The organism is Nesterenkonia sp. LB17 (assembly GCF_022565915.1).
Taxonomy (GTDB): domain Bacteria; phylum Actinomycetota; class Actinomycetes; order Actinomycetales; family Micrococcaceae; genus Nesterenkonia.
Map to the genome: position 1 here is coordinate 380,559 of NZ_JAJOYX010000002.1, position 24,861 is coordinate 405,419.

Consider the following 24,861-nt stretch of genomic DNA (forward strand, 5'->3'; position numbering starts at 1 on the left):
TTTTCTCTACGTCGACCGCAGGACCGTTTATCGTATTGTTCAAGAGATGGCCAAGCACAAGCTGAAGGAGCGACAATGAGCCTCAAGGAGGCAGAGAGCCTGGTCAAGTCCAAGCAGCGGGTCGCCGACCACGGTGAGGTATTCACACCCGCATCGATGGTTGTGGAAATGTTGAACCTTGTGAAGGGTGAAACAGGACGTATCGACGCGCGGGTCCTGGAGCCGGCATGCGGCTCGGGAAACTTTCTGGTTCCGGTTCTGCTTCACAAGCTCGTCACCGTGCAAGTCAGGTACGGTAAGAGCCAGTTCGAAAAGCGGCATTACGCCCTATTTGCACTGATGTGCACCTACGGCATTGAGCTTCTGTCCGACAACGCGCAGGAGTGTCGTGACAATCTCTGTGCCGTGTTCAACAGCTTCCTGGACGTCGACAGGGACAACGAATGGGCGCGAGTCGCCCGCTGGGTCCTTGAGGCCAACATCGTCCAGGGCGATGCGTTGACCATGACTCTCCCCGATGGTGAACCGATCACCTTCCCTGAGTGGGGATATCTCGGTAAAGGTAAGTTTCAGCGTCGGGACTTTCGCTACGCAGATCTCACGCAGCGGGCCTCGTTCGAGGGGACCTTGTTCGGAGAGATCGCTGAAGAAGACCTTTTCACAGCGGTTCGAACTCACCCGATCATGACTGTTCACCAGATCGCCAAGCAGGTGGCCATATGAGTCAGGCGCCCTTGGCGCTTCAGGCCTATAACCCCGATGTCCTGACCTGCATTGCCAACCTTTCCAACGATGAGGTCTTCACCCCGCCCGAGATGGCCAGCAGGATGCTTGACGTGCTTGCCACGGCCTGGGCGGAGGCTAACCACGGTGCCGATCTGTGGGCTGACCCCACGGTGACCTTTCTTGACCCGTTCACCAAGTCCGGCGTCTTCCTCCGCGAGATCGTCCGCCGTCTTACCGAGGGTCTGACCCCCACAATTCCGGACCGAGAGCAGCGTGTGGACCACATCCTCACGCGGCAGGTCTATGGCATCGCCATCACGGAGCTAACGGGATACCTCGCCCGACGCAGCGTCTACTGCTCCAAGTACGCCAACGGGCCGCACTCGGTGGCCCAATCTTTCACCACAGAGAACGGGAACATTTGGTTCCAACGCACCGAGCACACCTGGGGCGGCGGCAAACGCGAGTTCTTGACGGATTCGCTCACCGGTGAGGAGATCGCCGTCTATGCCAAGCGGAGGTGTACATACTGCGGGGCCGGTGAAGAAGACTATGGGCGTGGCAACGGGTTAGAAACCCATGCTTACGCTCTCATCCACACAGACGACGCCAAGGCTCGCATTGCTGAGCTGTTCGGAGAAGACATGCAGTTCGACGTGATCATCGGTAACCCCCCGTACCAGCTCAGTGACGGCGGGCATGGCTCTTCAGCGGCCCCGATCTACCAGAAGTTTGTGGAGAAGGCCCTCGAGCTCGACCCCCGATTCGCGGTTTTCGTCACCCCCTCACGCTGGTTCGCCGGCGGGAAGGGGCTTGATGAATACCGCAGGAGAATGCTTGGCGACCACCGCATGAAGAGCATTGTCGACTACCCCAAGCTCTACGAAGCCTTTCCTGGAGTAAAGATCCGAGGTGGTGTGTCTTATTTCCTCTGGGATCGCGACTACAACGGCCCCTGCACCATCCAAACAATATGGGACGGCCAGCCGGTCGGCGACCCCGTTTCTCGCTACCTCGACGCTTACGACGTTCTCGTTCGCCGTAATGAGGCCGTCTCGATCCTCGAGAAGATCAGGGCAAAGAATGAACCGACCCTCGATAGCCGAGTCTCGAGTGGCAAACCGTTTGGGCTCCGGACGTTCTTCCACGGCAGGGAGACCCGCCACGGTATCAACGAGCCCATTCAGCTCTTTGGTTCGCGAAAAGTGACCTGGGTCGAGCGCTCGGAAATCCCACTCAATGACGCCTGGGTCAACAAGTGGAAGGTCCTCATGACCGCGGTACAGGGCACGAGTGCTGCCGTGGAAACTAAGTTCCTCTCCAAGCCGATTATTGTCGGACCGGGCACTGCCTGCACCGAGACCTATCTAGTGGCCGGCAAGTTTGACGACGAGGAAGAAGCCACGAGGTACGCGCTTTACCTCCGAACCCGTTTCGTTCGCTTCTTGGTTTCACTACGTAAGTCCACCCAGCACGCAACCAGAGATGTTTACGCGTTCGTGCCGAATGTTCCGCTGGATCGGGATTGGACCGATGCGTTGCTCTACGAGCGATACGGGTTGACCCGCGAGGAGATCGCTTTCATAGAGTCTCAGGTCGCCGCACACAGTGACGATCTCTTTGATGCAGCTCAGGATGCAGACGACGATGAGTAAGAGCATCGAGGAACTGATGCCAGCGAAACCCACCGCCCGGTTAAGGATCTACGCTTGGGCACCGGCCCACCCGCCGAACGACTATGCCGGACTGATCAAGATCGGCCAAACCACTAAGGCCGATGTAAATGATCGGATTCGTGAGTCCCAGGGACAGATGCAGCAGTCTTACGTCCTGCATGTTGATGTGCTCGCTGAACGTGAGGACGGCTCACTCTTCCGCGATAGCGACGTTCGCCAGCGCCTTATCGACAAGGGCTTCGTCAATCCCAGGTTTGGTTCTTCTCGGGAGTGGGTACGTTGTTCGCCAGCGGACGTGTTGACGGCGATCCTCGAGGTGCGCACCGGGGTTGAGGTGACCGGCACCCACCACGAGACATTCGCGATGCGGCCCGAACAGACTTATGCCGTAGACAAGACATACGGCTACTATCGCGAGATCTGGGATGAGAGCCCCGAGGCAGTGCCGCGCTTCCTATGGAACGCGAAGATGCGGTTTGGCAAGACTTTTGCCTCCTACCAGCTCGCCAAGAAGCTCGACGCTAAACGCGTGCTCGTTGTGACTTTCAAGCCCGCCGTGGCCGACGCTTGGAAAACTGATCTGGAATCCCATGCCGATTTCGATGGCTGGCAATATCATTCAGCCTCGACCGCGCACGGACTCGATTTTGTTGACCCTGACCGCCCTCTGGTGTACTTCGGTTCGTTTCAGGACCTGCTGGGTCGGGACAAAAGGACCGGCGCTATCAAGGCCAAGAACGAGTGGGTGCACAGCGCGAACTGGGACCTGGTGATCTTCGACGAGTATCACTTTGGTGCCTGGCGGGACAGCGCCAAGGAGCTCTTCGAGGGTGAGGACGCAGCGGTCGCCAAAAAGGAACTTGCCGCCCAGAGTCAGGACGCGCTCGAGGCGTTTGACGAGGAACTCGACGAGTTGGGCAACACCGAAGGCGACTTCCTCCCAATCACCACCCACGCATACCTCTACCTCTCCGGCACCCCGTTCAAAGCCCTGGCGACAGGGGAGTTCATCGAGGAACAGATCTTCAACTGGACCTACACCGACGAACAACGCGCGAAGCTGGAGTACGCGGAAACCTACCCCGGCGAGTGGAACCCCTACGGGGCGTTACCGGAGATGCGCTTGCTGACCTACCAGATGCCTGATGAAATCGTCGCCGTCGCTAACCAGGGTGAGTTCGACGAGTTCGACCTTAACGAGTTCTTCGCCGCCGAGGGAACCGGCGCGCACTCGGAGTTCAGGCACAAGGATGACGTGCAGAAGTGGCTCGACATTATCCGCGGGGCACACCTACCCACCCAGGTCGATGCAATGCACCTGGGGACTAGACCGCCCTTCCCGTACTCTGACGCGCGTCTCCTGCCTTACCTACAGCATTCGTTCTGGTTCTTGCCCAATGTCGCAGCATGCGAGGCGATGGCCAACCTTCTTACCGAACGCCAGAACGTTTTCTGGCACGACTACCAGGTCCTCACCGTTGCAGGCCCCAATGCCGGCATTGGCCTGGCGGCTTTGCCCCCGGTGAGGGATGCCATCGGAGACGGCCACGGCACCAAGACCATCACCCTTTCGTGCGGCAAGCTCACCACCGGTGTGACCGTGAAGCAGTGGTCCTCGATCCTCATGCTGCGGAACCTCGACTCACCGGAGACTTACTTCCAGGCAGCATTCCGAGTGCAGTCTCCTTGGTCCATCAAAAACCCCCACGGCGACGATCCCAGCAAGGAAGTGGTTCTGAAACCGGTCTGCTTCGTCTTCGACTTCGCCCCTACCCGGGCCTTGCGTCAAATCTCCGACTACGGCTATGGGCTCGCGCCGGAAGCCATCAATCCCGAACATTCCATCGAGGAGCTGGTCAGTTTCTTGCCTGTTTTGGCCTACGACGGGTCGAACATGACCCAGGTCGATGCCGGTGGCATTCTCGATATCGCTATGGCCGGAACTTCGGCGACTTTGTTGGCACGAAAATGGGAGTCCGCGATCCTTGTCAACGTCGACAACGAGACGCTCCGCAAGATCATGGGTAGCCAGACCGCCATGAATGCTGTCATGAACATCGAAGGATTTCGTGCGCTAGGAAGCTCGATCTTCGAGACTGTTGTGAACAAGAGTGAGGCGGTCACCGACGCCAAGAAAGAGCGGGGTGAGACACTCACCCCCAAGGAAAAGAAGGAGCTCAGCGCTGAGGAGAAGGACTACAAGTCCAAGAGGAAGCAGATTCAGGAAAAGCTCATCAAGTTCGCCACGCGCATCCCGGCGTTCATGTACCTCACCGATTACCGCGAGAACACCCTCCGCGACGTCATCACCAAATTGGAGCCCGAACTGTTTAAGGCAGTCACCGGACTCACCGTCGACGATTTCCACCTTCTCGTGTCCCTCGGAGTTTTTAACGCCACCCACATGAACCAAGCTGTCTTCGCCTTCCGCCGCTACGAAGAAGCATCCTTGTCCTACACCGGTATCGAGTCACACCGGGGACTCCGGCGATTCGGGCTCTATGACACTGTGGTGGAAGTTGGGGAAGATCCCGAATTCGACGAGCGTAGAACGAAGGCAGCAGCCAGGACCGCATCGCCGACCATGGATGTGATCACCTAAAGGCCGTGCTCGGCTCGGGGGTCGCCCTTTAAGGCACTGCTGCGCACATATGGAAGTCTCTACGCTCAGATTTCGACGACTCGCAGTTGCGAGAGGAGGACGGGTTCAGCAAACCGAGCCGTCCAGTATTCCCATCCGTCGGCGTCCTCTGCTCCATCCGCTCGGGCCGCTGATTCGGGTGTTCGATACTCCGTGTCATTAAGCAGAATAGTGCCGTCTTGAGTGACCTCAGCAATAGATTCCGTACGCCCGTCCGTCGGTACTAGCGGTGTACCCGGGGGTATCACGCCAGCCAAGACCAGCTCATCGAACGATTCCATCACCAATTCCGGAAGCACCTGGGGAGACCTCGGCGGCTGCGGGGTGTAGTTCGGATCCGAGAGCTTCCGGAACCCTTCCCGCGTCACAGCTGCGATGAGCTTACGCCGGGCTACGAGGAAGCCTTGGTAGTCCATCTGCATCCAGTTGTCCGGCAAGGCGTGCCACCACATTTGCCGGGCGAGCCTCTCTGTACCGATCGACTTGTCACCCACTTGCTGGGGCCAATACTCGTCGGGGGCCTTGTTGGAAATGTCGATGTTGTCGGACCACTCGACCAAGGATTGGTTGGCAACCTGGTTGATCTGACGGGTAGCGCTGTATCCAAGGTTCTTGCGCAAGTGGTCCTGCGGGAACAGGTGGTGTTTCTCCATGCCTTTGACCAATGTCCGAGAGGGATCGAGCCAGTCCTTGACCTTCAGGGTAGAGAGCAACGCATCTGCGTCGAGGATGTTCAGCGCTGCTACGTAACCGGTGTGGGCAGGACCGTACATGTTTGAAGTGTGCAGATCCTCGGGCAGGCTGACGAGCCACCAATCTTCTGTGAGGGTGGTTTCGATCTGAATGTTGATGGCCTCTCTGAAATCCTGCGGAGTCTGTCCAATTCCTTCCAACCGATTGAGGTCGTCCTGGCCGCGGGTCTCCGGGCTGGTCGAGTAGCGTCCCGTGATTTGAGCCATGAAGTACCAGCGCGCCATGACCTCCCGGAGTTCATCGACTGGGACGTTGAACTCGGTGCGCCCGATCAGCCACAGCGCGTACCCGTAGAGGAAAGTGTTCTTCGAGGTGACCATCGAGCCGGTGCGGATGCCAGCGCGTTCGATGACCTTCAGGAACTCGTCCCAGTTGTTGGGGTGGAGGGTTCGCGTCTGGCCGCTTTTAAGCCTGGCCAGTTCCCTGTCCCGATGTTCTGGGATGATTTGTCGGGTGCGGGGATCGCGTCCACGCAGAGCGTTGTAAGCATCTTGCAGACGCGAGCGGCGGTTGCCGATGGCAACCACCACCCGCAGGATCTGTCCCGAATCCAAAGTGAGATAGGGGTTCTTGGGTGTCCACGTAATTTTCGTGTCGGTTATGCGGGCCATCTCTTGAGCCGTAAACCGTGAAGCTCTTGCGAAGTCCTCCAGCTCTTGCCGGCCTTCTTCCCAGAACACAGAGAGCCAGGTGAGGATGAAGTCAGCGGAGGCGAGCTTTACGCCTTCGGAGTTGATGCGCACGAAGATATCGGCCACTGTTTCGCGCGGCACATCCTTCTTGAGTTGGACAACTTGGAACTCATAGTTGAGAACCTGGGCGAGACGGTTGACGGTGAGTTCGATCGCCCGTTCCTCGTCCCGGTTCAGGCGTTCCACGCTGCGGGCTTTCTCCAACTTTGCGATGTACTCGTGACGGGTGTCGATCGCAGAAGAGAAGACACCCCGGATGTCCTGGATCCAATCTGGAGAACGCTTAATAGCCGAGTCTGGGATCGCGAACCGCTCGGTCAAAGGATTGAAAGCGACGACAATACGCTCCTGCGAGTAGTCCTCACGGAGCACCTTCTCGCCGGTGACAACGGCGTAGAGGGACGTCAGTCGTTGTTGTCCATCGATGACCTGCATGGAGGCCGACTGGGATTTGTCCGAGACTCCGATGGTGCGGGAGTGGTGTTCGCCGGCGTTCTCCCAGAACATCAGCTCTCCGACGGGGAACCCTTGATACATCGAATCGACGAGGTCACGCGACTTGGAATTGGACCAGACAAACGGACGCTGAATATCGGGCAGGCGGACTTGGCCGGAGGAAACACCGCTCACCAGCTCCTGAACAGACCACGGGTGATGACCGAATGTTTCCGGCATAGACAGCCTCTCTCAGAGATGGACTTTCCCCCACTATCCCATCTTGCACTGACAGGCTGCTCCCACCGTGGAGTGAAGGGTTGACCGGGACTGACGTCAGCACAGGTTGCCCAGGCCCCTTTCTAGAGGGTTCGGCAACGTTTCATGGTGGGTGATCATGAAACGTCGCAGGTTTGAGACCGCATCCTTCTAAGCTGGGAGGATGCAGCCATGCCTCGTCGAACCTGCTCTGGAAAAAACCTACTGTCCGATTGGTGCTCGATCGGCAGTCCGGCACTCCTCTTGTCCAGTTGCGGTGAAGATGAGCTCTAATCAGGTTGATGTCCTTCTAGACAACAGCACCCGTTCAACGCGAAGAGCCGTCACTTGTGACAGGAGGATGAACTCTTCGCCCCATTCCAAGCCCGCACATCCCGAGGGGAACTATGAGCGAGTCACCCGCAGAGTCCGCCGTTCCGATTTGGCCACATTTCTTGCCACACGTTTTGCGGGTACTCAACTCCGGTGAATCTTTACCACGCAGAGACTTGGTCGGACGTGTCCTTCAGTCCGCTGAGCTTTCCGAGGCAGCCCTCGGGGAAACCATCGCTGCGGGTGACGGGCGTGCCGCTAACCGGGTGGGCTGGGCGCTCACGAACTTGTACAAGGCGGGTTGGGTCGACCGGCCCCAGCGCGCCGTGTATCGCATCACTGAGGCGGGGCGCGCATGGTTCATGCAGAATCCTGACGCATCGCTGAGTTTCAGTGAAGCCCAGCAACTCTTCCGGGACTACTGGCCCCAAGAGGTGGCAAGCACCAGGACCGTGGGTTCGAATCCCACGGTACCGGTGGAGGCTACTGAATTGGACCCCATTGAACAGGTGGAGTCCGGGGTCGAGCGGCTCAAGGATGAGGTTTCCGACGAGTTGCTGCGTCGACTCCGCGAGAGCAACCCCACGTTCTTCGAGGATGCTGTGGTGAGTGTCTTGTTGGCCATGGGATACGGGGGCGCGGAGCAGCGCGGAAAACGCATTGGCGGAACCGGTGATGGCGGTGTGGATGGTGTCATCGATCAGGATGCCCTCGGTCTTGACCAGATCTACGTTCAGGCTAAACGCTACGCCGATGGGAACTCCGTGGGGCGCGAGGCGATCCAGGCGTTCATGGGGGCGCTCCATGGGCTCGGCGCCCACCGTGGCGTCTTCATTACCTCGAGCAAGTTCACGCAGGGGGCTCGCGAGTATGCGAATGCTGTTCCGACCAGGATTGTCCTGATCGATGGCAGGCGTCTTGCCGAATTGATGATCAAGTACCGCGTGGGGGTGCAGGTGAAACAGTCCTACGCTGTTGTTGAGATTGACGAAGACTTTTTTGAGTAAGTAACGGGCGTGCCCAATAACCGCGCGTTCACCAAGTCTGAACGTCCGATCCTCTATGGGGATCACGCATTCGACGTCCCCTTGGAGTCTGATCCCGGTCAGTGGTGCTTCTCTAGCCGCAGCGCTGTAGGACCGCCTAGGAAGTCCTCTATACCGTGCGAACTGCTCGCTGTCGCTAGAACCATCCGACCTTCAGAGCGAACGCCTCCATCTCGGAAACTGAAGTGCGGCAGACCCATGGTTCCTACCTTGTTCGAACCGCTGGCAGGATCGGGGGAGGATCGAGGTCCGCTCAGAGTCCCTTAGTCTTTGACTAGCTGGAAGAGATCGAAATAGTCGATTTCCTCGCCGGAAATAACATCGACATGAAGAGGGTAGCCATCCCAGGATCGCAAGATGCTGTCCGTGAGTCCTGGCACTTCGTTCATGGCCTTGTTCTCAGCGCCTTCCGGGTCTTCTGACTCGATCCGGTGCCCGTTCTCGTCAAGGACAAGGGTTGCGTAGAGGTATATCCGTTCCTCTTCAATGGTGCCGATATCAGCGTGAGTCGCATTGGGGAGGGCTCTGCGTAGTGCGGCCAAGATTTGCGGCCTCAGCCGTTCACGTTCCGCAATGTCGTATGTCACCTGATCGTTCATGGCTCCTCCTAATAGCCGAATTATCAGCAGTTCATGGAGACGTAGCAGCAAGCTACCAGGCCCTTAGCGACTAAGAGTGGAAACTCGACCTGAACCTTCAGCAGACTCTAGCTCTGATCGGAAGGAACATGAACCGCACGCCACGACTCGCGCTTACCTGCACTAGCTTTGGGTCCGTGATATTTGACGGTTTGAGAAGATGACCCGGATAACAGATCTCCGCACTCAGAGCAGCGGCGGGGCACCTAATGAGCGAACTGGCGGATCTGATGTGGAAGCCACTCCAACGGTCCAGTGAGTCGGGCAACTTCACGGGCGCTCTCAGCGTAGACGCGCACACCATCGATGCGCCATTGACGGGCCATTCGGTCATCTATTCGACTGGCGACCGGGCAAACGACGGCCCAGAGCCTCTGACCTGAGCGGTCATCAATCCAAATGGGTACACCCATCGCGACAGCGATATCTCTCGAGAGCTTATCGGGCGAGACTATGGGGGTCCCGTCCCATTGATCCTTCTCATACCCGTACCGGAGGTCCCGGGGGGAGTAGCCGGCGGAGCGCGCGTCTTGGAGACCTATGCGGAGCCCACGTCGTTGCCGTTCGAACAGCGCTTGCAAGTTGCGACTGTGCGCCTCCTGCTCTCGACGGTGCGTCTCTTGTTCACGACGTCGTTCCTCCAATACCACCTCCCACCGGGCCAGATCGGCAACGGACACCAGAAGCTGGGCATCGACGGTGAAATAGTCACGCTGCCCGACACGCTCCTCGAAGGACCAGTGCGACACGGTGGTGATACTGCCGTTGAACAGGCCCCGGACGACGCGTGAGAAGTCCACCTCGCCGGCCGGCGTCCAAAAGTAGGGGGTTCTGTCGTTGAGGCGGGCCAAACCGCGGTCAGCGGTGATCGTCTCGGGTTCGAGTTTTAGCCGGGCGCTTGGTAATGCGCTGATCCAGACCGCATGCTTCGTCGAGACCCAGATAGTCATGATCTGATCGCGGGCATACCGATCGGTGCGTTCTTGACCTTCCGTGATCGTCATGCCCGCCAACTGGATCTCGAACGCCACGCGCCGACCCGAGGAGGCCGTACCCAGTACATCGGCACGCCACCCGCCGGCATCATTCACACCAGGTGTGGCCTCGACTGTTGCTTCGAATCCTTCGTCTCGGATCATCAGCGCGATGCGGTGCTTGAGACCCCGGTGCGCGGGGGATTCCCCCTCCATGGTGCAAGACTCCGGTCTGCGCAGGTGGGCGAAGAACCGTAGGCCGTTCCGCGACACCTTGGCGAGCATGACTCCGTCGCAGTCCCTGCAACGAGGACGGGCAGGTCCAGGTGCACGGTAGGTCGATTGCCACACCTCGTCAGTGCAGGCTGTGGAGTCGAGGAGGACCTTGTCGGGGGATAACGCCGTGAGCGGCAACGAGGGCGACCTATCGGGCTGGCCGCGTCACGGACATGCGCCTATGACCCGTCGTTCTATGTTCCATTAGTTCGCCATTGGGGTAGCCACTGAGCCGGGCCAGCGCGAACGTAAAGCGGCAAACGGCCATCGCAATGAGGACACTCTTCGAGAGGAGCAGGTGACCGGTCAATGTCAGTCGGTATCGGGCCGGCGCACTGTGGGCAGATATTCATGATTCATCATGGCATGACCCAAACGTTTTTAGCTGCTTTGAAGTGGATCGCGGGGCGTCTAGACCCCAGGTGTTTAGTCATCTGTCTTCTGCCAAATGAGCGACTCCAGCCTCTCGTCCTTGCGGACCGAAGGGAGGCTTCAAAATGTTACGCACTTGCGCGACAGACTCGGTGACAGTGTTGAGATGGTCCGTCCCCGGCTCCGTGGCGTGACCATTTCTTGGATGCCACTAGAGCAACTCCCACAAAGCAAGTTGGCCAACAGGGTCTGCCGCACGAATAGGTGACATCTTGACCTGACCTACAGTTTGGTTTCCACTCGGTCTGACTAGCTTCCGGCGGTGAGCGGTTGAATCGCGTGTGCGAGGTCGTAGTCATGCGGCGTGGCGTAGGCGAGACCGGAGTGGCGGCGCGGCGGTTGTAGAACACGTCGATGTACTCGAAGGTTGCGTTCGCCAGCTCGACCCGGGTTCGCCACTTCTTGCGTTTGAGCAATTCGATCTGCATCGAGGACCAGAAGGACTCCATCATCGCATTGTCCAACCCGTCACCCACGGTCCCGAACGAGGGCAGAAACCCTGCCGAGCGGATCTTCTGAGTGAATACCCACGAGGTGAACTGGACTCCGTGATCCGCATGCACGATCCCACCAGGGCTGGGCGTTCGCGCGCGGATCGCCATATCCAGAGCGTTGACGACCAGGTTTGAGTCCTGTTTGGAATCAATCGCCCAGCCGACTGTCATGCGGCTGCACGCGTCCAGAACCGCCGCGCAGTAAATCTTGCCTTCCCTGGTGGGATGTTCGGTGATGTCCGTGACTCAGAGTTCGTTGAGCCCGAGGCGATGGAACTTACGGTTGACCAGGTCATCGGCTGTGGCCACGCCCTTGAGGCGCTTGACCCGGGGCGGTCCTGGTAGACCGCCCAGTCCTGCGCGGCTCATCGGCATCCACACGAGCCGGCTGGAGCAGGTGATCCCCATCCCGAGTGTGAGCTCGGCGTGGATCCGTCGGTAACCGTAGGTGCCCCTGGAGGCGATGTGGACCTCCCCGATAAGGCCGGTGAGCCAGCGTCGGCGCAGTTCCGTGGCGCTGGTGGGGCGCCGTTTGTAGCGGTAGTAGCCCTGGCGGGAGACTCCGAGCAAGCGACAGCAGGTGTTCACGGGTTCCCCGGCGTCGACGAGACGGTAGATCACCGGGTGCGCTCTTTTGGGTCGAGGGGCTTCTCATCGAGCCAGGTGGATGCTCGTCGGAGGGTCGAGATCTCTTGCTCGAGCTGACGGACCCTGGCGCGGGCGGCGCGCAGCTGCGCCGATTCGTGGGTCGTGTGTCCGGAGCGGAGACCGTGATCGATGTCGTCCTGGCGCAGCCAGGAGTGGAGTGTGACCTCGTGGATGCCGAGATCGGCTGCGGTCTGTTTGACCGGTCGGCCCTAGCGCACGAGTGAGATGGCGCGGGCCCTGAACTCTGGAGGATAGGGGCGTCGCATGGTGAAGAGCCTTCCATGAAGGCCTTCGGCTAGCGAGGGATGGTGGAAACCAAGCTTTGGGTCAGGTCAACCTGTCACCTATTCGTGCGGCAGACCCATACATGAGCCTGTCCAATAACGCAGAAGGTTGCAGTAATCGGAGGGAATAATCCCGCGCACACGCGCTTCTCGCACTTGGCCGTCCAAGTCGAGCACGAGATCCCAGACCCGGTTGAGGGCTCGCCAGGGCTCTGCGTCCCTTACATCCGGGAAGATCGCCGCCACTTCGCGCTCAACGAGACCTCGTTTCCATCGCCCATCGGCTCCGCTTAGTACCGCATCGAGGAAGGATGTGCGCGTTAGTAGCCTCGCAATCTTTACTATCTCGGGGTAGACAAGCAAGGTGGGAGCTTTGTGATGGGACCGCTCAGCGCGGTCCTCCCGCACGGACTTCGCAATACCCACTGTGGCGCACTCTTCCGCGAAACGGGTCAGCGGGGAATCCACGACCACCCCGCGGCTTGTGAGCACCCCGCGCCAGTGCCTTTCAGCCACTAGGGCTTCGCCGTATCGGCTCAAGTCCCTCTGCACTTTGCCAATCCACCGCTTGTGTTTGATGCAGACCCATCCGCAGTGGGGCAACAACCCCGTTCCGCGCTCTCCGGGGGGCAGGCACCGCTCGCACAAATCACGCTCGTTGACTAGGTTCTCGCCTAGCGTCCGCGGCGTCGTAAAGGCCCTAGGGTGCAAATTGCCCAACTGTCGCCACAAATCGATTCGGTCCGAAGCCCTCCGGACCTTAGACAGAGGATAGCCTTGCTCACGCACGGCTGCTTCGATGTACTCGACACGAGAGCCATTCGCCTCAGAGTGACGCCGCGCGTAGGTTGGGAGGTTCTCGCCACCTACGAGCCGGGTCGGGACGGGGAGGGGTGGGAAGCTTGGCCGATCTTTCAACGCGCCCTCCTCACGCGCTTGCGACCACTGGCTGGCGCAGTTCCACGCGCCGCTTGCCGCGCGGCCTCCTCGTCCAGGATTATCTCGTCCAGGACCGACCGGTCAATCCGTTCCTTTCCCGTCATGATCGCATCGATGGCGGCGTCTCCGAGCAGTCCGCGCAGCGAGCCGATGGACCCGCCCGTGCGGTGATAGAGATACGCCGCCTCGTCCTCGAGTGATCCTTCTGGGTGGCTTGTCAGCGGAAGTAAGGATTCCATGCCAAGCACCAGTTCTACCCATTCATCACGGTCCGTCGCTGACCCGATGGAGTAGGGGACTAAGCCGTACATCTTGGTCCGGGCTCTGATCTGTTTGCCGATGTCTCCGGTGAACAGGTCAGAGCTCAGCAGGTCGATGCCGCAATAAACGAAGGCGGCATCGACGCGCTCGGTGAACACTTTGAGTTGGGAAGCTGCCTCAGCCCCTACAGAGCGGGACGTACGCAGGTTATGTACCTCGTCAAGAATGACCAGACTGGTTTCCTGATGCGCCATAACATGGACCACCTGATCGGTGATGGTAGGGGCGTCGAACCGCTGGGGGATTTGCATACCGAGCCAGGTTGCGAACGCTCGCATCAGCATCTTGGGGGTCGCCCCGGGCGGAACGACGGCGTAGACGACAGGGGTGACTTCAACGCCATTGCCCAGAACTTTGCGGCGTTGGCGCTCGTGGCGTTTGCCCAATGTTAGCGCTGTGGTTGACTTGCCTAGCCCGGCACGTCCTGAGATCGCGAAAGCACGCTGAGCGGTCGCGCTGCGGGCGCTCACCCGAGCTTGGATGATGCGCAGGTGTCTATCGATCCGGGCTAAGTCTTTAGTCTCCAGCACCGTATCTGCGCCTATCCAAGCGAAGCGTTGATCGTCGTACTCATTCTTTTCATCAGGCGACAGTGAAAGTACTTGCTTGTTGGTGAGCTGCTCTGGCTCCACTACTCGTTCGGCGACGAACTCGCGCCAGCGCGTGACACTGTCCGGGATAGCCATCTCAGTCCTCCAGGTCTATACGCCTGGCCTTGCGGCGCGGTCGTGTTCGGATGACAGGTTCGGATGAGGGTTCGGACTCTTCTTCGACGACGGACAGGTCTGGACTGCCATCCAATCGCGCGTGGTTCGGGTGGTTGAGCAAGCGGTCGGTCGCTTCTGGCACGCTGACGATGTTTGTCGCCGAACGCCGACTGGCGACTTTCTCCGCCGTGCTCGCAGGAGCCGTGAGGATACGGTTAATCTCTGCCACGACTTCCTTGCCCGGAATCGTGCCGTCGCGCCGTTCGACCATCCTCTTCGCCGCCTTCAGAACGTCGCGGGAGAAGGGCGCGAGCGCCTGTCGGTCTAGGATCCACCGGGCTTCGATCCACCGGCTATTAAAATGGTCGCGCACCCAGATGGAGTTCATCCTGTGGGGGTCATAGCGTACTTCCCACCTACCGCTAGCGGGGGAGGGGAGTCCACTGTTTACACCTCGGTAATCGGCTAGTTCCTTCGACTCGTAGTTCAGCCCGTCAAAGTTGATACCGGACGGTTGAATCGTTCGGTAGACGACTGGCATAAGCGAGATGAAGTCGTCGCGCTCCAGTGCGACGTGCACTTGCGGAGCGACCCCTGCCAGTGCTGCAAACGCTTCGTTTGGCGTTAGTTCCTTCTTCGGCATCGCCGGATGCCGCAGACCGCGGGAGGGCCGATTGAGGTAGATGCCGATGATCCACAAGTCGAGCAGGTTCTGCACCTCAGCCAGGCCCCAGTGGGCCTCGCGGGCAGGGTCTGCACCTCGTTGCACGACGTTGGGCCCGACGTAGCCCGCCAAGTGCTGAACAAACCCGGTTCGGACACCCCGGAAGAATGATTCGATGTGCGGCTTGTCGGTGGGAGTCTTGGGCGCAGCCAACGTCAGACTGATCTGGAGCCGTTCACAGGCGTTCATGAATGTGACGCTCTTGAACGCCTTGCCTCGATCCATGGTGATTGATTCGGGCACGATGATCGGCTTTGCAGCGGTGGTGGCCTCGACCTCGGCGTCACTGGGGATCATTCCTTGGGGCAAGATCGACCGAGAGTAAGACAGTGATGCGTCCCAGCCCGGTTGCATCGGAAGAGGAGTCAATGCGCGGGCCAGAAGGACGGCAGCGTCTACGGCCTTGGTCGCTACAGGGCGCAGGATTGCGGCAACAGGCACGCGTGTGGCGACGTCGATGGCGGCGGTGAGGTCCACCCTGCCTGTGGAACCGTCTGGGTAGACGACCATCAAGTCCAGGGGAGTGGAGTCGATCTCGACCAGTTCGCCCGGGCGGGAGGGAGTCTGGTGACCCCACGCCCGGTCCGGTCGGTTTGCCTTGCTCCTGCGGGTGGTCGCCTGACCGAACGGGCTACGCGAACGTTCCAGCCCAGTGAGCACGCGGTACAGAGTGGCATCCGAGGGTACCGGCCAACCGTTCTCCTGCGCGTGCAACTTGGATCGCAGGATGGCGCGGGAACGTGTTCCGGTTGACAAGTTAGTCTGGCCGGCGATTTCTTTCTCGAGCAGCGCTACCACTCGAGGATCCGTGCGTCCACCCACGGTGGCCTGCCGCGTTTTCCGCTTGTCGACAAGCCCGAGCATCCCTTCGGCCCGGTAGGAGGAGATGTGACGCTTTAGCGTCCTCTTGCTCATCGGGGTCTTAGCAATGCGTAGTTCTTCGACCTTGGCTTCAATTCTCTGCTCCAGAGTATTGGCAAGGTCATACTCAGTCTTGGGCTCGATCCCGCCCTCGCCGTTGTTCGGGGGAACCCCGTTCAATAGCTCGTAGACGTGTCGGTGGACATGTAGAACACGCTCACGGGCCTCAGGGGCGAGAGTGTCCAACACGGCCATGTTGTCCAGTGAGGGGAGCCGGTCGGGAGAATCCGGAAGGTAGGACTCATCCGACAGGAGGTCCGCAACAGGCACGCGGCGAATCCTATTGGTGGTCAAACTCTTCAGCGCCAGTTCTGGGCCGTCCTGTGCCACGACCTGCCAAGAGTCCCCATCGTAGGAGATGTAGTCGAACAGGCGAACACTTCTCATCGACCCTCCATCGATACATCGACTTCTGAGTCCATGGACAAGGGTTCAGTCAGGTCGACTACAAGGGACCCGCTGAATATCAGGTGAAATGCTCCGGCCTGGACGATTTCCCTGGCTAAACCGCTGCTGCGCATGGCCCGGGCAATGCCCACCCTCAGTGAGGTGGTAGGGCAGAAGGCGTCCAGTAGAAACTCGGACAGGACCTGGCTGGGTGCGTAGCGATCCATCCGGTATCCACCCAACCAAGTCAAAGTCTTGGCGATCTGTTCGTCCAGGCCGGTAAAGAGCTCATACTCCCAACCAATTTCGTCGCACAACTCCCGGGTTAGCATGAATTGGTGCGCCTCGGCCTTGTCGGGACGGCGCACGTCCACCAATCGACCATCACCATTGCTCAGCCGGGCAAAGAAGTCCGGCACGTGGTTTCGCAGTCTCCGACCGTTCGAATCCAATGTCACCTTGGGCCACAGCAGGGCAAGTGGTTGCGAGGCAATGCCCACGACCCCCTGGTCGTGGTCAGCAGTCAAAAGGTACTGCCGCTCTAGTAAGCTTTCGAACCCGGTGTGGCGCTTCGTCGTGCTCGACCACCACAGACCCTCGTAGTTCCGCTTGCCCTGCCACGCGAAGAATTCTCGAATGGGGAGTGCATCCTCGAAGCGGTGCGAGGACATCACGGGGTGGTCCGCATCTACGTTGAGCATCTGGCCACCGACGCGTGCCAGAACGCGAGTGGTATCGGTGACGTTTGTCGGTAGGGACCGCAATGCTTGACTCACGGAACGATGTCCGATCTCTGGAGTTGATACCGAGTACATGCCAGGTCGACTGCGTCTGTCAACAGACGATGTACCAGTGTCAACTTGTTCGCGAATAGTGCCTCTTATACTGCGAAACGACAACGACAGCATGCCAGCAGTTTTCATCTGTCTCCAGGGCCAACCTGACATAATGTAGATTATCGGCGCTTAACTAGGTCCGCGCTAGCTGGCTTGTTCAGTTTTTGTCTTGTGTCACGGAATCTGGTCAATATGACACAGAACCTGGCCTGTTACGATTTCTGCAAGGAATGTCACGCTATATGGCCACTCAGGAGAAAGCATGGCCAGCCAGACACCGCGTTCAATTTACTTCAACTCGACTGACCGTACCGTGATCTCATACCGGGTCGGATCGGAAGTTGTTGAACGCCCGATCACCCGCCAGCTTGCTAGGGTTGCTTTCGAGTCGGTCCTGCCCGTTCGCACGTTGCCCTCGTGGAAGGGCAAGAACGTGTACGAAGGCGACTACTGGTCGTCAACGACCCGCGGCTTTGTCCACCATGAGTCTCTGCTAGAGCGCGAGTACTTGATGGGTGCGGATTTTGACCTCTCGATCACCGCAATGTCTTGGCAGCCGTTCGTCCTTAGGTGGCCTCATGGCACCAAAGGTCATCGCGGCCACGTCCCTGACCAACACCCATCTGCTAAGTGTTGCAATCACCGCAAGAACCCAAGGATGGTCTATCGGTCACCTCCCCAGCGAAGCTGAGTCTGGCCGATTCGCGCGTCCACGAAACCCACCCTGTAGCGCAACTATCGGGCACTCTGACGTCGGGGCTCACTTGCGAATAATGCCGCGATCCCCACCAGCACCGGAATCGACGCCAGCACCGCAGCCGCCAACGCATAGGACCCCAACACCCCATAGCCCAGAGGAAACACCACCGGGCCGAAAGCTGTGGACCCAACGGAGATCGTGGTGACGATCCCGCGGATCGCTCCAATATGCAGGGTGCCGAAGTAGTGGGTGAAAGCAGCTGCTTCCACAGTGCGCACCGCACCACCGGATGCGCCCAGTAGCGCGCCGAAACCGACCGTGGTCCAGGCGTCCTGGACCACGCTGAGCAGACCCATCGACCCTGCCAGAAGCGCCATGGAGAACATCACACCGAACTTCGGCCGGACCCGGTCAACAAGACTTCCGACACCGATGGTGACGACCAACGCCGCGATCGCCTGTGGGATGAAGTTCGCGGCCGCCTCCATGGCGGTGAGCCCTCGCTCCCCCAGCGCCGCGATCTGATGGAAATTCAATCCCGTGCCAAGCATTCCTGACGAGGCAACGCCTGCGGTGATGATCCAGAAGATCGGCGTGTGCAGCGCCTCCCGTACCGTCCACTGGTGGATCGGGAACCCCCCCCCCCCCGCGATCCCGCCGCCTGCGGCTGTGGGTCCAGCCCCAGACACCGAGGTTGTCTCGCGGTCCACCTCGGACTCCAATTCCAGGGATGAATATCGTGCAGCCCGTCGTTGGTGGCGCAGGAAGAACCACCCCAAGGGCAGCACAATGGCCCACACGGCGAGGCCCTCGATCATCCACACAGTAGAGGTGCCCAGGTGTCGGATCATCCACTCCAGCAGCACCGGAGACATCGCGATACCCGCCGAGCCCACCGCAGTCTTGACCCCCAGCGCCAGCCCTCGCCGGCGAGTCACATACACCGCGACCGCGGTCGAAGCAGCCAACCCAAGCGCTCCTTGACCTGCCATGCGCAGTCCGATGAAGCCAAAGGTCAGTCCCTACAGGCTGGTCACCAGACTCAGCAGCATCAACACCCCACCGAAGAAGAATCCGACGACGATCATCACCGGGCCGACCCCGTAACGATCCAGGGCTCGGCCGATCAGTGGCATCGCGCAGGTGCCCAACAGAGTCGCGATCATGTAGCTGGTCGAGAGGGCGTTGCGGGAAATCTCCAGGTCAGCGAGCAGCGGCTCGGTGAACACCGCGATCGCGGCCGTCTGGCCCGGGGCGCTCATGATGGTCGCCAGCGCGGCCGCGGCCACGACCTGCCACGACGACCCAGCATGTACTCTGCTCACTCCAGACTCCCCTTAAAGTCTCCCCACGCAACGGCCCCCGTGTGAGGAACCTACCGTAAGGTGAGAGTAAGTCGCGCGCCAGTCCGGCGTCAGTGGCGCAGCCCGGCCACACTCATGACCACACCCAGCCCGGAACCATAACGGAGCCACAACGGAGCCACAGGGCGGCGTTGCTAAAGTGGTGGGCCACGATGCAGGGAGGCCACATGTCAGAGAATCTGACCGATACCCAGATGCATATCGGTGAGCTCGCTGAACGCACCGGACTCTCCCTGAGGACCATCCGCCACTACGGCGATATCGGGCTGCTGCCAGCGACCAGCCGCACCGAGGGCGGATTCCGGGTCTACACCGAAGCCGACCTGGCGCGGCTCCAGCGCATCAATTACCTCAAGCCCCTCGGGTTCAGCCTCGAGGAGATCTCCGAGGTCGTCGGACTCCTGGACCTGGAATCCCTCACCCCTGATCAGCGCGACGCTGCAGAGTCAGCGCTGCACCGTGTGACCGAGGAACGCCGGAAACTCGCCGCCTACCTGGCCCAGGCGGAACACATCGTCGAGGACCTCGAGAGCAAGCTCACTAACTGAGACTTTCGTCACAGATCTTGTAACTCTACCCTTACGTAAGAGTAGAGTTGGCGCAGGCCGCGCGACCATGAACCGCTCGGACTCCTCATTCTTTCAGCTCGCACCGTAGCGCGCACACTCGCAGACCTTGAACCCCGGCACTCCCGTGCCCACAACGCCGAACGGAGATTCATGGCCGCCTCCACTGTCGCGCCACATGCTGAGATCACCCCCGAGGAACGCCAGTCCGTTCTTCGCACGCTGAAGTCCCCGCGCCTGCTCAAGACCGAGATCCTCGCCGGGCTCGTCGTGGCGCTGGCGCTGATCCCCGAGGCCATCGCCTTCTCGATCATCGCCGGCGTCGACCCACGCATCGGGCTCTTCGCCTCCTTCACCATGGCGGTATCGATCGCCTTCCTCGGTGGACGCCCCGCAATGATCTCGGCCGCCACCGCGGCCACCGCGCTGGTGATCGCCCCGCTGGTCGCGAGCCACGGGCTCGACTACTTCATCGCCGCGGTCATCCTCGCCGGCGTCTTTCAAGTAGTCCTGGGGGTCACCGGTGTTGCCAAGGTCATGCGGTTCATCCCCCGCTCGGTCATGGTCGGCTTCGTCAACGCCCTGGCCATCCTGATCTTCACCTCCCAGTTCCCCGACCTCATCGGGGTCCCCTGGCTGGTCTACCCACTGGTCGCCCTGGGCCTGGTCGTCATCTACCTGCTGCCCCGGATCACCAACATCGTGCCCCCGCCGCTGGTGGCCATCGTGCTGATCACCGTCCTCGGCGTCGTCTTCGCGCTGAACGTGCCCACCGTGGGTGACAAGGGCGAGCTGCCCCAGTCCATCCCCGAGCTGTTCATCCCGGATGTCCCGCTCACCATCGAGACCTTCCAGATCATCGCCCCCTACGCCCTGGGCATGGCCGCGGTGGGACTGTTGGAATCACTGATGACCGCCAAGCTGGTCGACGACGTCACCGACACCCGCTCCGGCAAGGTCCGTGAATCCTGGGGCCAGGGCGCGGCGAACATCATCACCGGCTTCTTCGGCGGCATGGGCGGCTGCGCAATGGTCGGTCAGACCATGATCAACGTGAAGGCCTCCGGGGCCCGCACCCGGATCTCCACCTTCATGGCCGGCATCTTCGTTCTCTTCCTGGCGGTTGCCCTGGGCGACATCGTCGCGATGATCCCGATGGCCGCTCTCGTCGCGGTGATGATCTTCGTCTCGGTCGCGACCTTCGACTGGCACAGCATCAAGCCCTCCACGCTAAAGATGATGCCCAAGTCCGAGACCGCGGTGATGCTGGTCACCGTGATCGCCACCGTGTGGACGCATAACCTGGCCATCGGTGTGGGTCTGGGGGTGCTCACCGCGATGGTGCTCTTCGCCCGCCGGGTGGCTCACCTGGCCGCGGTGGAGCGCAGGATCGAGCAGCACTTCGGCGAGGAGATCGCCAAGTACGAGGTCATCGGTGAGCTGTTCTTCGCCTCCTCCAACGACCTCTACACCCAGTTCGAATATGCCGAGGATCCCGACCACATCGTGATCGACATGTATGGCTCCCATGTCTGGGACGCCTCCACGGTGGCGTCTCTGGATGCGATCACCGAGAAGTACTCCAAGTACGGCAAGCGGGTCGAGATCGTCGGCCTCAACACCGCAAGCGCTGCGCTGCACGAGCGGATGGCCGGCAAGCTCGGCGCCGGTCACTGATCACAGGGCACCTGTTGGTGAATTCCCCCGTGAATGGACTGCGCGGAAGCCTCGTGCGTGCCGTGACTGGCATGCGCGGGGCTTCTACGCGGCCTGCCAGGCGATGCTTGCCCCGAGAAGAAGAGGACTCATGAAGACGAAGACGATCACTGCGCTGGCGACCATAGCTTTGCTGACTCTCACCGGCTGCGATGCCCAGTCCGGCCCGGCCGACGAGGCGGAACCTGAGGAACAGGTCGAGAGCACGCCACCGGTCCTCGAAAGCGACACCGGCCCAGCAGACGAAGACGTAGAAGACATCGAGAACGAGGAAGAGTCTGCCAACTAAGCGGAAAGCTGACTCACCCGTTAGCTGACCGGCGTGTGTCTTCTAGAAGACTTGTCCGTTCATCAGGGGGGTCGGACGGCACCCGCCTGGCCCGCGTCGGTAGCTAAATGAGAAGATTGTCAGCTCCTGGTCGAGCGTGACTCATCACAGTGCTGCCACTCTGCGACCCTTCCCAGACTGGCAATGGCCGATGGCCGCCGCTGAACTCAGCCCACTGCGGAAAGGTCCGTGATTGCCATGTCTATCGTCGCTCATTCACACCCGTACATCGTGGGTGTTGACACCCACGCTCGGACCACGTCTACTCAATCCTCGCAGCGCATACCGGAACGCCACTGGAAACCAGATCGTTCCCCACCTCTGCGGAGGGGATCGTGCGTGCCATCAGCTGGGTCAGCCGTCACACCGCAGCCGACGCCGACACCCTCTGGGTGATCGAAGGCGCGGCCTCCTACGGGGCGATCCTCACAGGCATCGTCGCTGCCCATGGCTACCCGGTCGCAGAGGCACCTCGGATGAATGCCAAGAATCGACGCGGAGTCGGTAAATCCGATGCCATGCACACGTTCCGAATTGCCGCGGCTGCAAGGCCGTTGCTGGTCAAGGAGCTGCGTCGTCCTCGGTTGTGAGACGGTATCCGCCAAGGTGTCCAGATCCTAGTGACCGCCCGGGAATCCATGAGCAAGGATCGCACTCGCTCGGTCAACGCGCTCAACGCCCTGATGCGTGGCAATGACCTCGGACTTGATGCCTGCGAGAAACCGAATCCCCTTCAGATATCCGAGCAGGACGAAATCACCGTTCAGCAGATTGTGCTTTTGCCCCGCTGAGGGAGAAGCGCGTCACCGAACTACGGCGACGGGACACTGCGAATGCTGGAGAACTTCCTGGGTCACTGATCCCAGGAAGAGCGTGCTGAGAGGACTGCGTCCCCGAGTGCCGGTGACGAGAAGATCGGCCTCGCGGCTTGCCTCAGCGAGTTTCTCGGAAGCAACGCCCCGAACATGCTCGATCTCCAAAGGAACACCATTGAGCCGCGCCTCGGCGATCACCTGATCAACTTTTCCATCTGTGTGGCCATCGTGCTTGTGCACATGCATTGCAAGGATACGCCCACCGGTATCTCGGGCATGCCGCATGGCGAACTCCAACGCATGTTTGCTCGGCTCGGAGCCGTCTATCCCAACCACGATGAGACCAGCGCGGGGAGCATACGGCTCACGAACCACCACGACCGGCCCGGTGGCCTGACGAGTCACGTGCTGGCTCACAGACCCATACACCATGCTCTGAAGCGGGCCATGCGTTCGCGCACCGAGCACAGTGAGATACGCATGCTTACTTTCACGCACGAGGGCCTCGCCCGGAGAATTGAGCACATTCGTGACTGAAGTCTGTGCCGCCTTTGCATCAGCCAGTAGCTGGTTCAACTCGTCGGTGACATGACCCGCCCGGAGGTGCTGAGGCACATCAGCCGCTCCCCGCACATGCAATGCTGAGACAATCACCTGCAGAGGGCGAGAAAGTTCAGCGGCAATATTGTCGGCCCAGGTCAGAGCGATTTTGCTGTGTTCTGATCCGCCATAGCCGAGGACAATTGCTCCTTCTGGTGTCATCATGGCCCAACCCTAACAGAACGTGAATGTTGCAAGGATTCAGTGAGAACGCTCCAACAGGCCTGATTCCCGCTGGAAGACTTACTCTAAGAGTTCTGAAGCGTCCCAGGTTTTCTGTCGCTGTTAGGCGGGCTGCGGCTCACTCACACTAGCTGGGCAGTATGCGCGCGCGTACTCTGCCGGGGTCAAGTTTCTCCGCGTCCCGTGAAGCCTGCGATTGTTCCACCAATCGACCCAACCAGCGGTAGCGAACTCGACGTCTGCCAGCTGCCGGTAAGGGCCCCCGTAAAAGACATCGGTGCGGATGCACTCGGTCTTGAACACCCCAATGATGGACTCCATGAAGCTGTTGTCATAGTGTCGCCAACGGTGCCGATCGAAGGGCGAATGCCCTCGATCTCTAGATGCTCGCTGAAGCGCACGGAGGTGAACTCGTCGCTGATTGCGAGACACATGCACGAAGCCGCGATAAAGAACGCCTGATTGGGAATGCCTGGCGGGCGCTAAGGAGGATGGCGCCCCAAGCCCGGCGCTGAGATCGCTTGCTTGCGCCAGGAACGCGGAAACCCCGCGGCCGGAGTGTGAGGGAACACTGTTTCCGGACGCGGGATCTAGTGAATCACTCGCACCTTCAAGAGGTAGTCGCGACACTAGAGAGCTTTCTTGGACAAGCAGTGTTCGTGGCCTGGGTGCTCCCTGGAGCTAGCACGCGGGTAGCGCTAGGCTGCGAGAAGGATACGCACGGAAGGGGATCCCTCACCGTGCACGATTCGGAGTCTCATTCGTTCGTGAGTCGTGAATATTCCGGGGACTGCGTGCGCACCGCCATGTCTCCGATTCGTGCGCGCCGTACGACCCGGCAGGAGCCGGACATCTGCGGAGAGCGCCACGGTGGGTCGGGCCGCTGGCGGTGTCGCGCGTGCTGGGTTAGGGTCGAAATGTAGTGTTTATATTAAACTAATTGTGGGGGCGCATGATGGCGGCAACGTTGATAGTGGGAATCTCATTGATTCTCATTGGGTTGGTCATGATGGCCCTTGGCGTTGCGACCAAGATGGAGAGATTGCCGATCAATCCATTGATCGGCATTCGTATACCGTCGACCATGGCTGATCCGGAAACATGGACTCGTTCACACAAGGCGGTATGGGTCTGGACGACTGTCTCAGGTGCTGGTCTCTCAGTTTCCGGAGTCATAGTGCTTGTAACTCAGGACGACAGCGGCCTGTGGGGGGGCTACAGCACCGTGAGGTAAGCCCGTGTTTCTCCTTGTCCTCTGGTGATCGGAATCGCTGGTAAGCGGGTAGCAGACATTCGTCCGGTGCTTCCGCTGCCGCCGAGGGAACCGACCAACAACCCCCAAGCTTCTATAAGAGCGGTATTTTTTTGGTGTCCGGTCATCTGTCTGAGGAAACCACCGAAGCGTTGGGCGAGTCGCGCATCGGCGACTCGCTTGCGGGTGTGCGTTG

Annotated in this window: 20 protein-coding genes and 1 pseudogene; 10 read left to right on the forward strand and 11 right to left on the reverse strand. The window is 60.0% G+C overall.

Annotated elements, in window-relative coordinates; translation table 11 throughout:
- Window positions 1-75: 75 nt before the first annotated feature.
- The 3 genes from LTH96_RS05570 to LTH96_RS05580 are packed head-to-tail and all read left to right on the forward strand — an operon-like array spanning window position 76 to window position 5,004.
- Window positions 76-723 carry an N-6 DNA methylase gene (locus LTH96_RS05570; RefSeq protein ID WP_241464751.1) on the forward strand — a complete coding sequence of 216 codons (648 nt, stop codon included), beginning with the start codon at window positions 76-78 and terminating at the stop codon, window positions 721-723.
- Window positions 720-2,381 carry an Eco57I restriction-modification methylase domain-containing protein gene (locus tag LTH96_RS05575; protein ID WP_241464752.1) on the forward strand — a complete coding sequence of 554 codons (1,662 nt, stop codon included), beginning with the start codon at window positions 720-722 and terminating at the stop codon, window positions 2,379-2,381. Before LTH96_RS05570 ends, LTH96_RS05575 begins: the two co-directional genes overlap by 4 nt.
- Window positions 2,374-5,004, forward strand: coding sequence for a DEAD/DEAH box helicase family protein (locus LTH96_RS05580; RefSeq protein WP_241464753.1), 2,631 nt, complete (start codon window positions 2,374-2,376; stop codon window positions 5,002-5,004). The genes LTH96_RS05575 and LTH96_RS05580 overlap by 8 nt, the downstream gene beginning before the upstream one ends.
- 65 nt (window positions 5,005-5,069) lie before the next feature.
- On the opposite strand, the gene LTH96_RS05585 is transcribed toward LTH96_RS05580, so the two are convergent.
- Window positions 5,070-7,163 (reverse strand): DUF262 domain-containing protein, encoded by a 2,094-nt coding sequence (locus LTH96_RS05585; protein ID WP_241464754.1) that lies wholly within the window; start codon window positions 7,161-7,163, stop codon window positions 5,070-5,072.
- Window positions 7,164-7,588: 425 nt separating this feature from the next.
- On the opposite strand from LTH96_RS05585, the gene LTH96_RS05590 reads away from it, so the two are divergent.
- Window positions 7,589-8,521 (forward strand): restriction endonuclease, encoded by a 933-nt coding sequence (locus LTH96_RS05590; RefSeq protein WP_255728000.1) that lies wholly within the window; start codon window positions 7,589-7,591, stop codon window positions 8,519-8,521.
- Window positions 8,522-8,823: 302 nt separating this feature from the next.
- Here LTH96_RS05590 and LTH96_RS05595 read toward each other — a convergent pair whose 3' ends face one another.
- The 8 genes and pseudogenes from LTH96_RS05595 to LTH96_RS05630 all read right to left on the reverse strand — a co-directional run bounded on the left by LTH96_RS05595 (window position 8,824) and on the right by LTH96_RS05630 (window position 19,166).
- Complete coding sequence (locus LTH96_RS05595) at window positions 8,824-9,159, reverse strand: hypothetical protein (RefSeq protein WP_241464756.1); 336 nt, start codon at window positions 9,157-9,159, stop codon at window positions 8,824-8,826.
- Window positions 9,160-9,404: 245 nt separating this feature from the next.
- Window positions 9,405-10,523: a competence protein CoiA family protein gene (locus tag LTH96_RS05600; RefSeq protein WP_370644410.1), complete on the reverse strand. Its 1,119-nt coding sequence runs from the start codon at window positions 10,521-10,523 to the stop codon at window positions 9,405-9,407.
- A 606-nt stretch (window positions 10,524-11,129) separates the two neighbouring features.
- Window positions 11,130-12,288: pseudogene (locus LTH96_RS05605) on the reverse strand (IS3 family transposase).
- Between the two features lie 932 nt (window positions 12,289-13,220).
- Complete coding sequence (locus LTH96_RS05610) at window positions 13,221-14,252, reverse strand: ATP-binding protein (RefSeq protein ID WP_241464758.1); 1,032 nt, start codon at window positions 14,250-14,252, stop codon at window positions 13,221-13,223.
- Window position 14,253: 1 nt separating this feature from the next.
- The gene (locus tag LTH96_RS05615) at window positions 14,254-16,305 is read right to left on the reverse strand and encodes a Mu transposase C-terminal domain-containing protein (protein WP_241464759.1); all 2,052 of its coding nucleotides are present in this window, start codon (window positions 16,303-16,305) and stop codon (window positions 14,254-14,256) included.
- Window positions 16,302-17,006, reverse strand: coding sequence for a TnsA-like heteromeric transposase endonuclease subunit (locus tag LTH96_RS05620; protein ID WP_241464760.1), 705 nt, complete (start codon window positions 17,004-17,006; stop codon window positions 16,302-16,304). Before LTH96_RS05620 ends, LTH96_RS05615 begins: the two co-directional genes overlap by 4 nt.
- A gap of 870 nt (window positions 17,007-17,876) precedes the next feature.
- Window positions 17,877-18,833, reverse strand: coding sequence for an MFS transporter (locus tag LTH96_RS05625; protein ID WP_255728002.1), 957 nt, complete (start codon window positions 18,831-18,833; stop codon window positions 17,877-17,879).
- Window positions 18,834-18,863: 30 nt separating this feature from the next.
- A complete protein-coding gene (locus tag LTH96_RS05630) occupies window positions 18,864-19,166 on the reverse strand; it encodes a hypothetical protein (RefSeq protein ID WP_241464762.1) in 303 nt (100 codons plus the stop codon).
- A gap of 206 nt (window positions 19,167-19,372) precedes the next feature.
- On the opposite strand from LTH96_RS05630, the gene LTH96_RS05635 reads away from it, so the two are divergent.
- The 5 genes from LTH96_RS05635 (at window position 19,373) to LTH96_RS13245 (ending at window position 22,606) form a co-directional block, all read left to right on the forward strand.
- Complete coding sequence (locus tag LTH96_RS05635; protein ID WP_241464763.1) at window positions 19,373-19,753, forward strand: MerR family transcriptional regulator; 381 nt, start codon at window positions 19,373-19,375, stop codon at window positions 19,751-19,753.
- A 171-nt stretch (window positions 19,754-19,924) separates the two neighbouring features.
- The gene (locus tag LTH96_RS05640; RefSeq protein WP_241464764.1) at window positions 19,925-21,448 is read left to right on the forward strand and encodes a SulP family inorganic anion transporter; all 1,524 of its coding nucleotides are present in this window, start codon (window positions 19,925-19,927) and stop codon (window positions 21,446-21,448) included.
- A 130-nt stretch (window positions 21,449-21,578) separates the two neighbouring features.
- Entirely contained in the window at window positions 21,579-21,776 is a 198-nt protein-coding gene (locus LTH96_RS05645; RefSeq protein WP_241464765.1) for a hypothetical protein, read from the forward strand.
- 308 nt (window positions 21,777-22,084) lie between these two features.
- Window positions 22,085-22,405, forward strand: coding sequence for a transposase (locus LTH96_RS13240; RefSeq protein WP_370644411.1), 321 nt, complete (start codon window positions 22,085-22,087; stop codon window positions 22,403-22,405).
- 30 nt (window positions 22,406-22,435) lie between these two features.
- Window positions 22,436-22,606 carry a hypothetical protein gene (locus LTH96_RS13245; protein WP_370644398.1) on the forward strand — a complete coding sequence of 57 codons (171 nt, stop codon included), beginning with the start codon at window positions 22,436-22,438 and terminating at the stop codon, window positions 22,604-22,606.
- A gap of 12 nt (window positions 22,607-22,618) precedes the next feature.
- On the opposite strand, the gene LTH96_RS05655 is transcribed toward LTH96_RS13245, so the two are convergent.
- A complete protein-coding gene (locus LTH96_RS05655; protein ID WP_241464766.1) occupies window positions 22,619-23,395 on the reverse strand; it encodes a universal stress protein in 777 nt (258 codons plus the stop codon).
- A 120-nt stretch (window positions 23,396-23,515) separates the two neighbouring features.
- Window positions 23,516-24,043 (reverse strand): integrase core domain-containing protein, encoded by a 528-nt coding sequence (locus LTH96_RS13250; protein WP_370644399.1) that lies wholly within the window; start codon window positions 24,041-24,043, stop codon window positions 23,516-23,518.
- 403 nt (window positions 24,044-24,446) lie between these two features.
- Here LTH96_RS13250 and LTH96_RS13255 point away from each other — a divergent pair, with 403 nt between their 5' ends.
- Window positions 24,447-24,647, forward strand: coding sequence for an SdpI family protein (locus LTH96_RS13255; protein ID WP_370644412.1), 201 nt, complete (start codon window positions 24,447-24,449; stop codon window positions 24,645-24,647).
- The last annotated feature ends 214 nt before the right edge of the window (window positions 24,648-24,861 follow it).

Coding starts and splice junctions, on each gene's coding strand:
- LTH96_RS05645 (WP_241464765.1), top strand. CDS start 21,579: ATGAAGACGAAGACGATCACTGCGCTGGCGACCATAGCTTTGCTGACT.
- LTH96_RS05590 (WP_255728000.1), top strand. CDS start 7,589: ATGAGCGAGTCACCCGCAGAGTCCGCCGTTCCGATTTGGCCACATTTC.
- LTH96_RS05610 (WP_241464758.1), bottom strand. CDS start 14,252: ATGGCTATCCCGGACAGTGTCACGCGCTGGCGCGAGTTCGTCGCCGAA.
- LTH96_RS13255 (WP_370644412.1), top strand. CDS start 24,447: ATGGAGAGATTGCCGATCAATCCATTGATCGGCATTCGTATACCGTCG.
- LTH96_RS05580 (WP_241464753.1), top strand. CDS start 2,374: ATGAGTAAGAGCATCGAGGAACTGATGCCAGCGAAACCCACCGCCCGG.
- LTH96_RS05635 (WP_241464763.1), top strand. CDS start 19,373: ATGTCAGAGAATCTGACCGATACCCAGATGCATATCGGTGAGCTCGCT.
- LTH96_RS05575 (WP_241464752.1), top strand. CDS start 720: ATGAGTCAGGCGCCCTTGGCGCTTCAGGCCTATAACCCCGATGTCCTG.
- LTH96_RS05595 (WP_241464756.1), bottom strand. CDS start 9,159: ATGAACGATCAGGTGACATACGACATTGCGGAACGTGAACGGCTGAGG.
- LTH96_RS05655 (WP_241464766.1), bottom strand. CDS start 23,395: ATGATGACACCAGAAGGAGCAATTGTCCTCGGCTATGGCGGATCAGAA.
- LTH96_RS05615 (WP_241464759.1), bottom strand. CDS start 16,305: ATGAGAAGTGTTCGCCTGTTCGACTACATCTCCTACGATGGGGACTCT.
- LTH96_RS05625 (WP_255728002.1), bottom strand. CDS start 18,833: ATGGCAGGTCAAGGAGCGCTTGGGTTGGCTGCTTCGACCGCGGTCGCG.
- LTH96_RS05585 (WP_241464754.1), bottom strand. CDS start 7,163: ATGCCGGAAACATTCGGTCATCACCCGTGGTCTGTTCAGGAGCTGGTG.
- LTH96_RS05570 (WP_241464751.1), top strand. CDS start 76: ATGAGCCTCAAGGAGGCAGAGAGCCTGGTCAAGTCCAAGCAGCGGGTC.
- LTH96_RS05640 (WP_241464764.1), top strand. CDS start 19,925: ATGGCCGCCTCCACTGTCGCGCCACATGCTGAGATCACCCCCGAGGAA.
- LTH96_RS05620 (WP_241464760.1), bottom strand. CDS start 17,006: ATGCTCAACGTAGATGCGGACCACCCCGTGATGTCCTCGCACCGCTTC.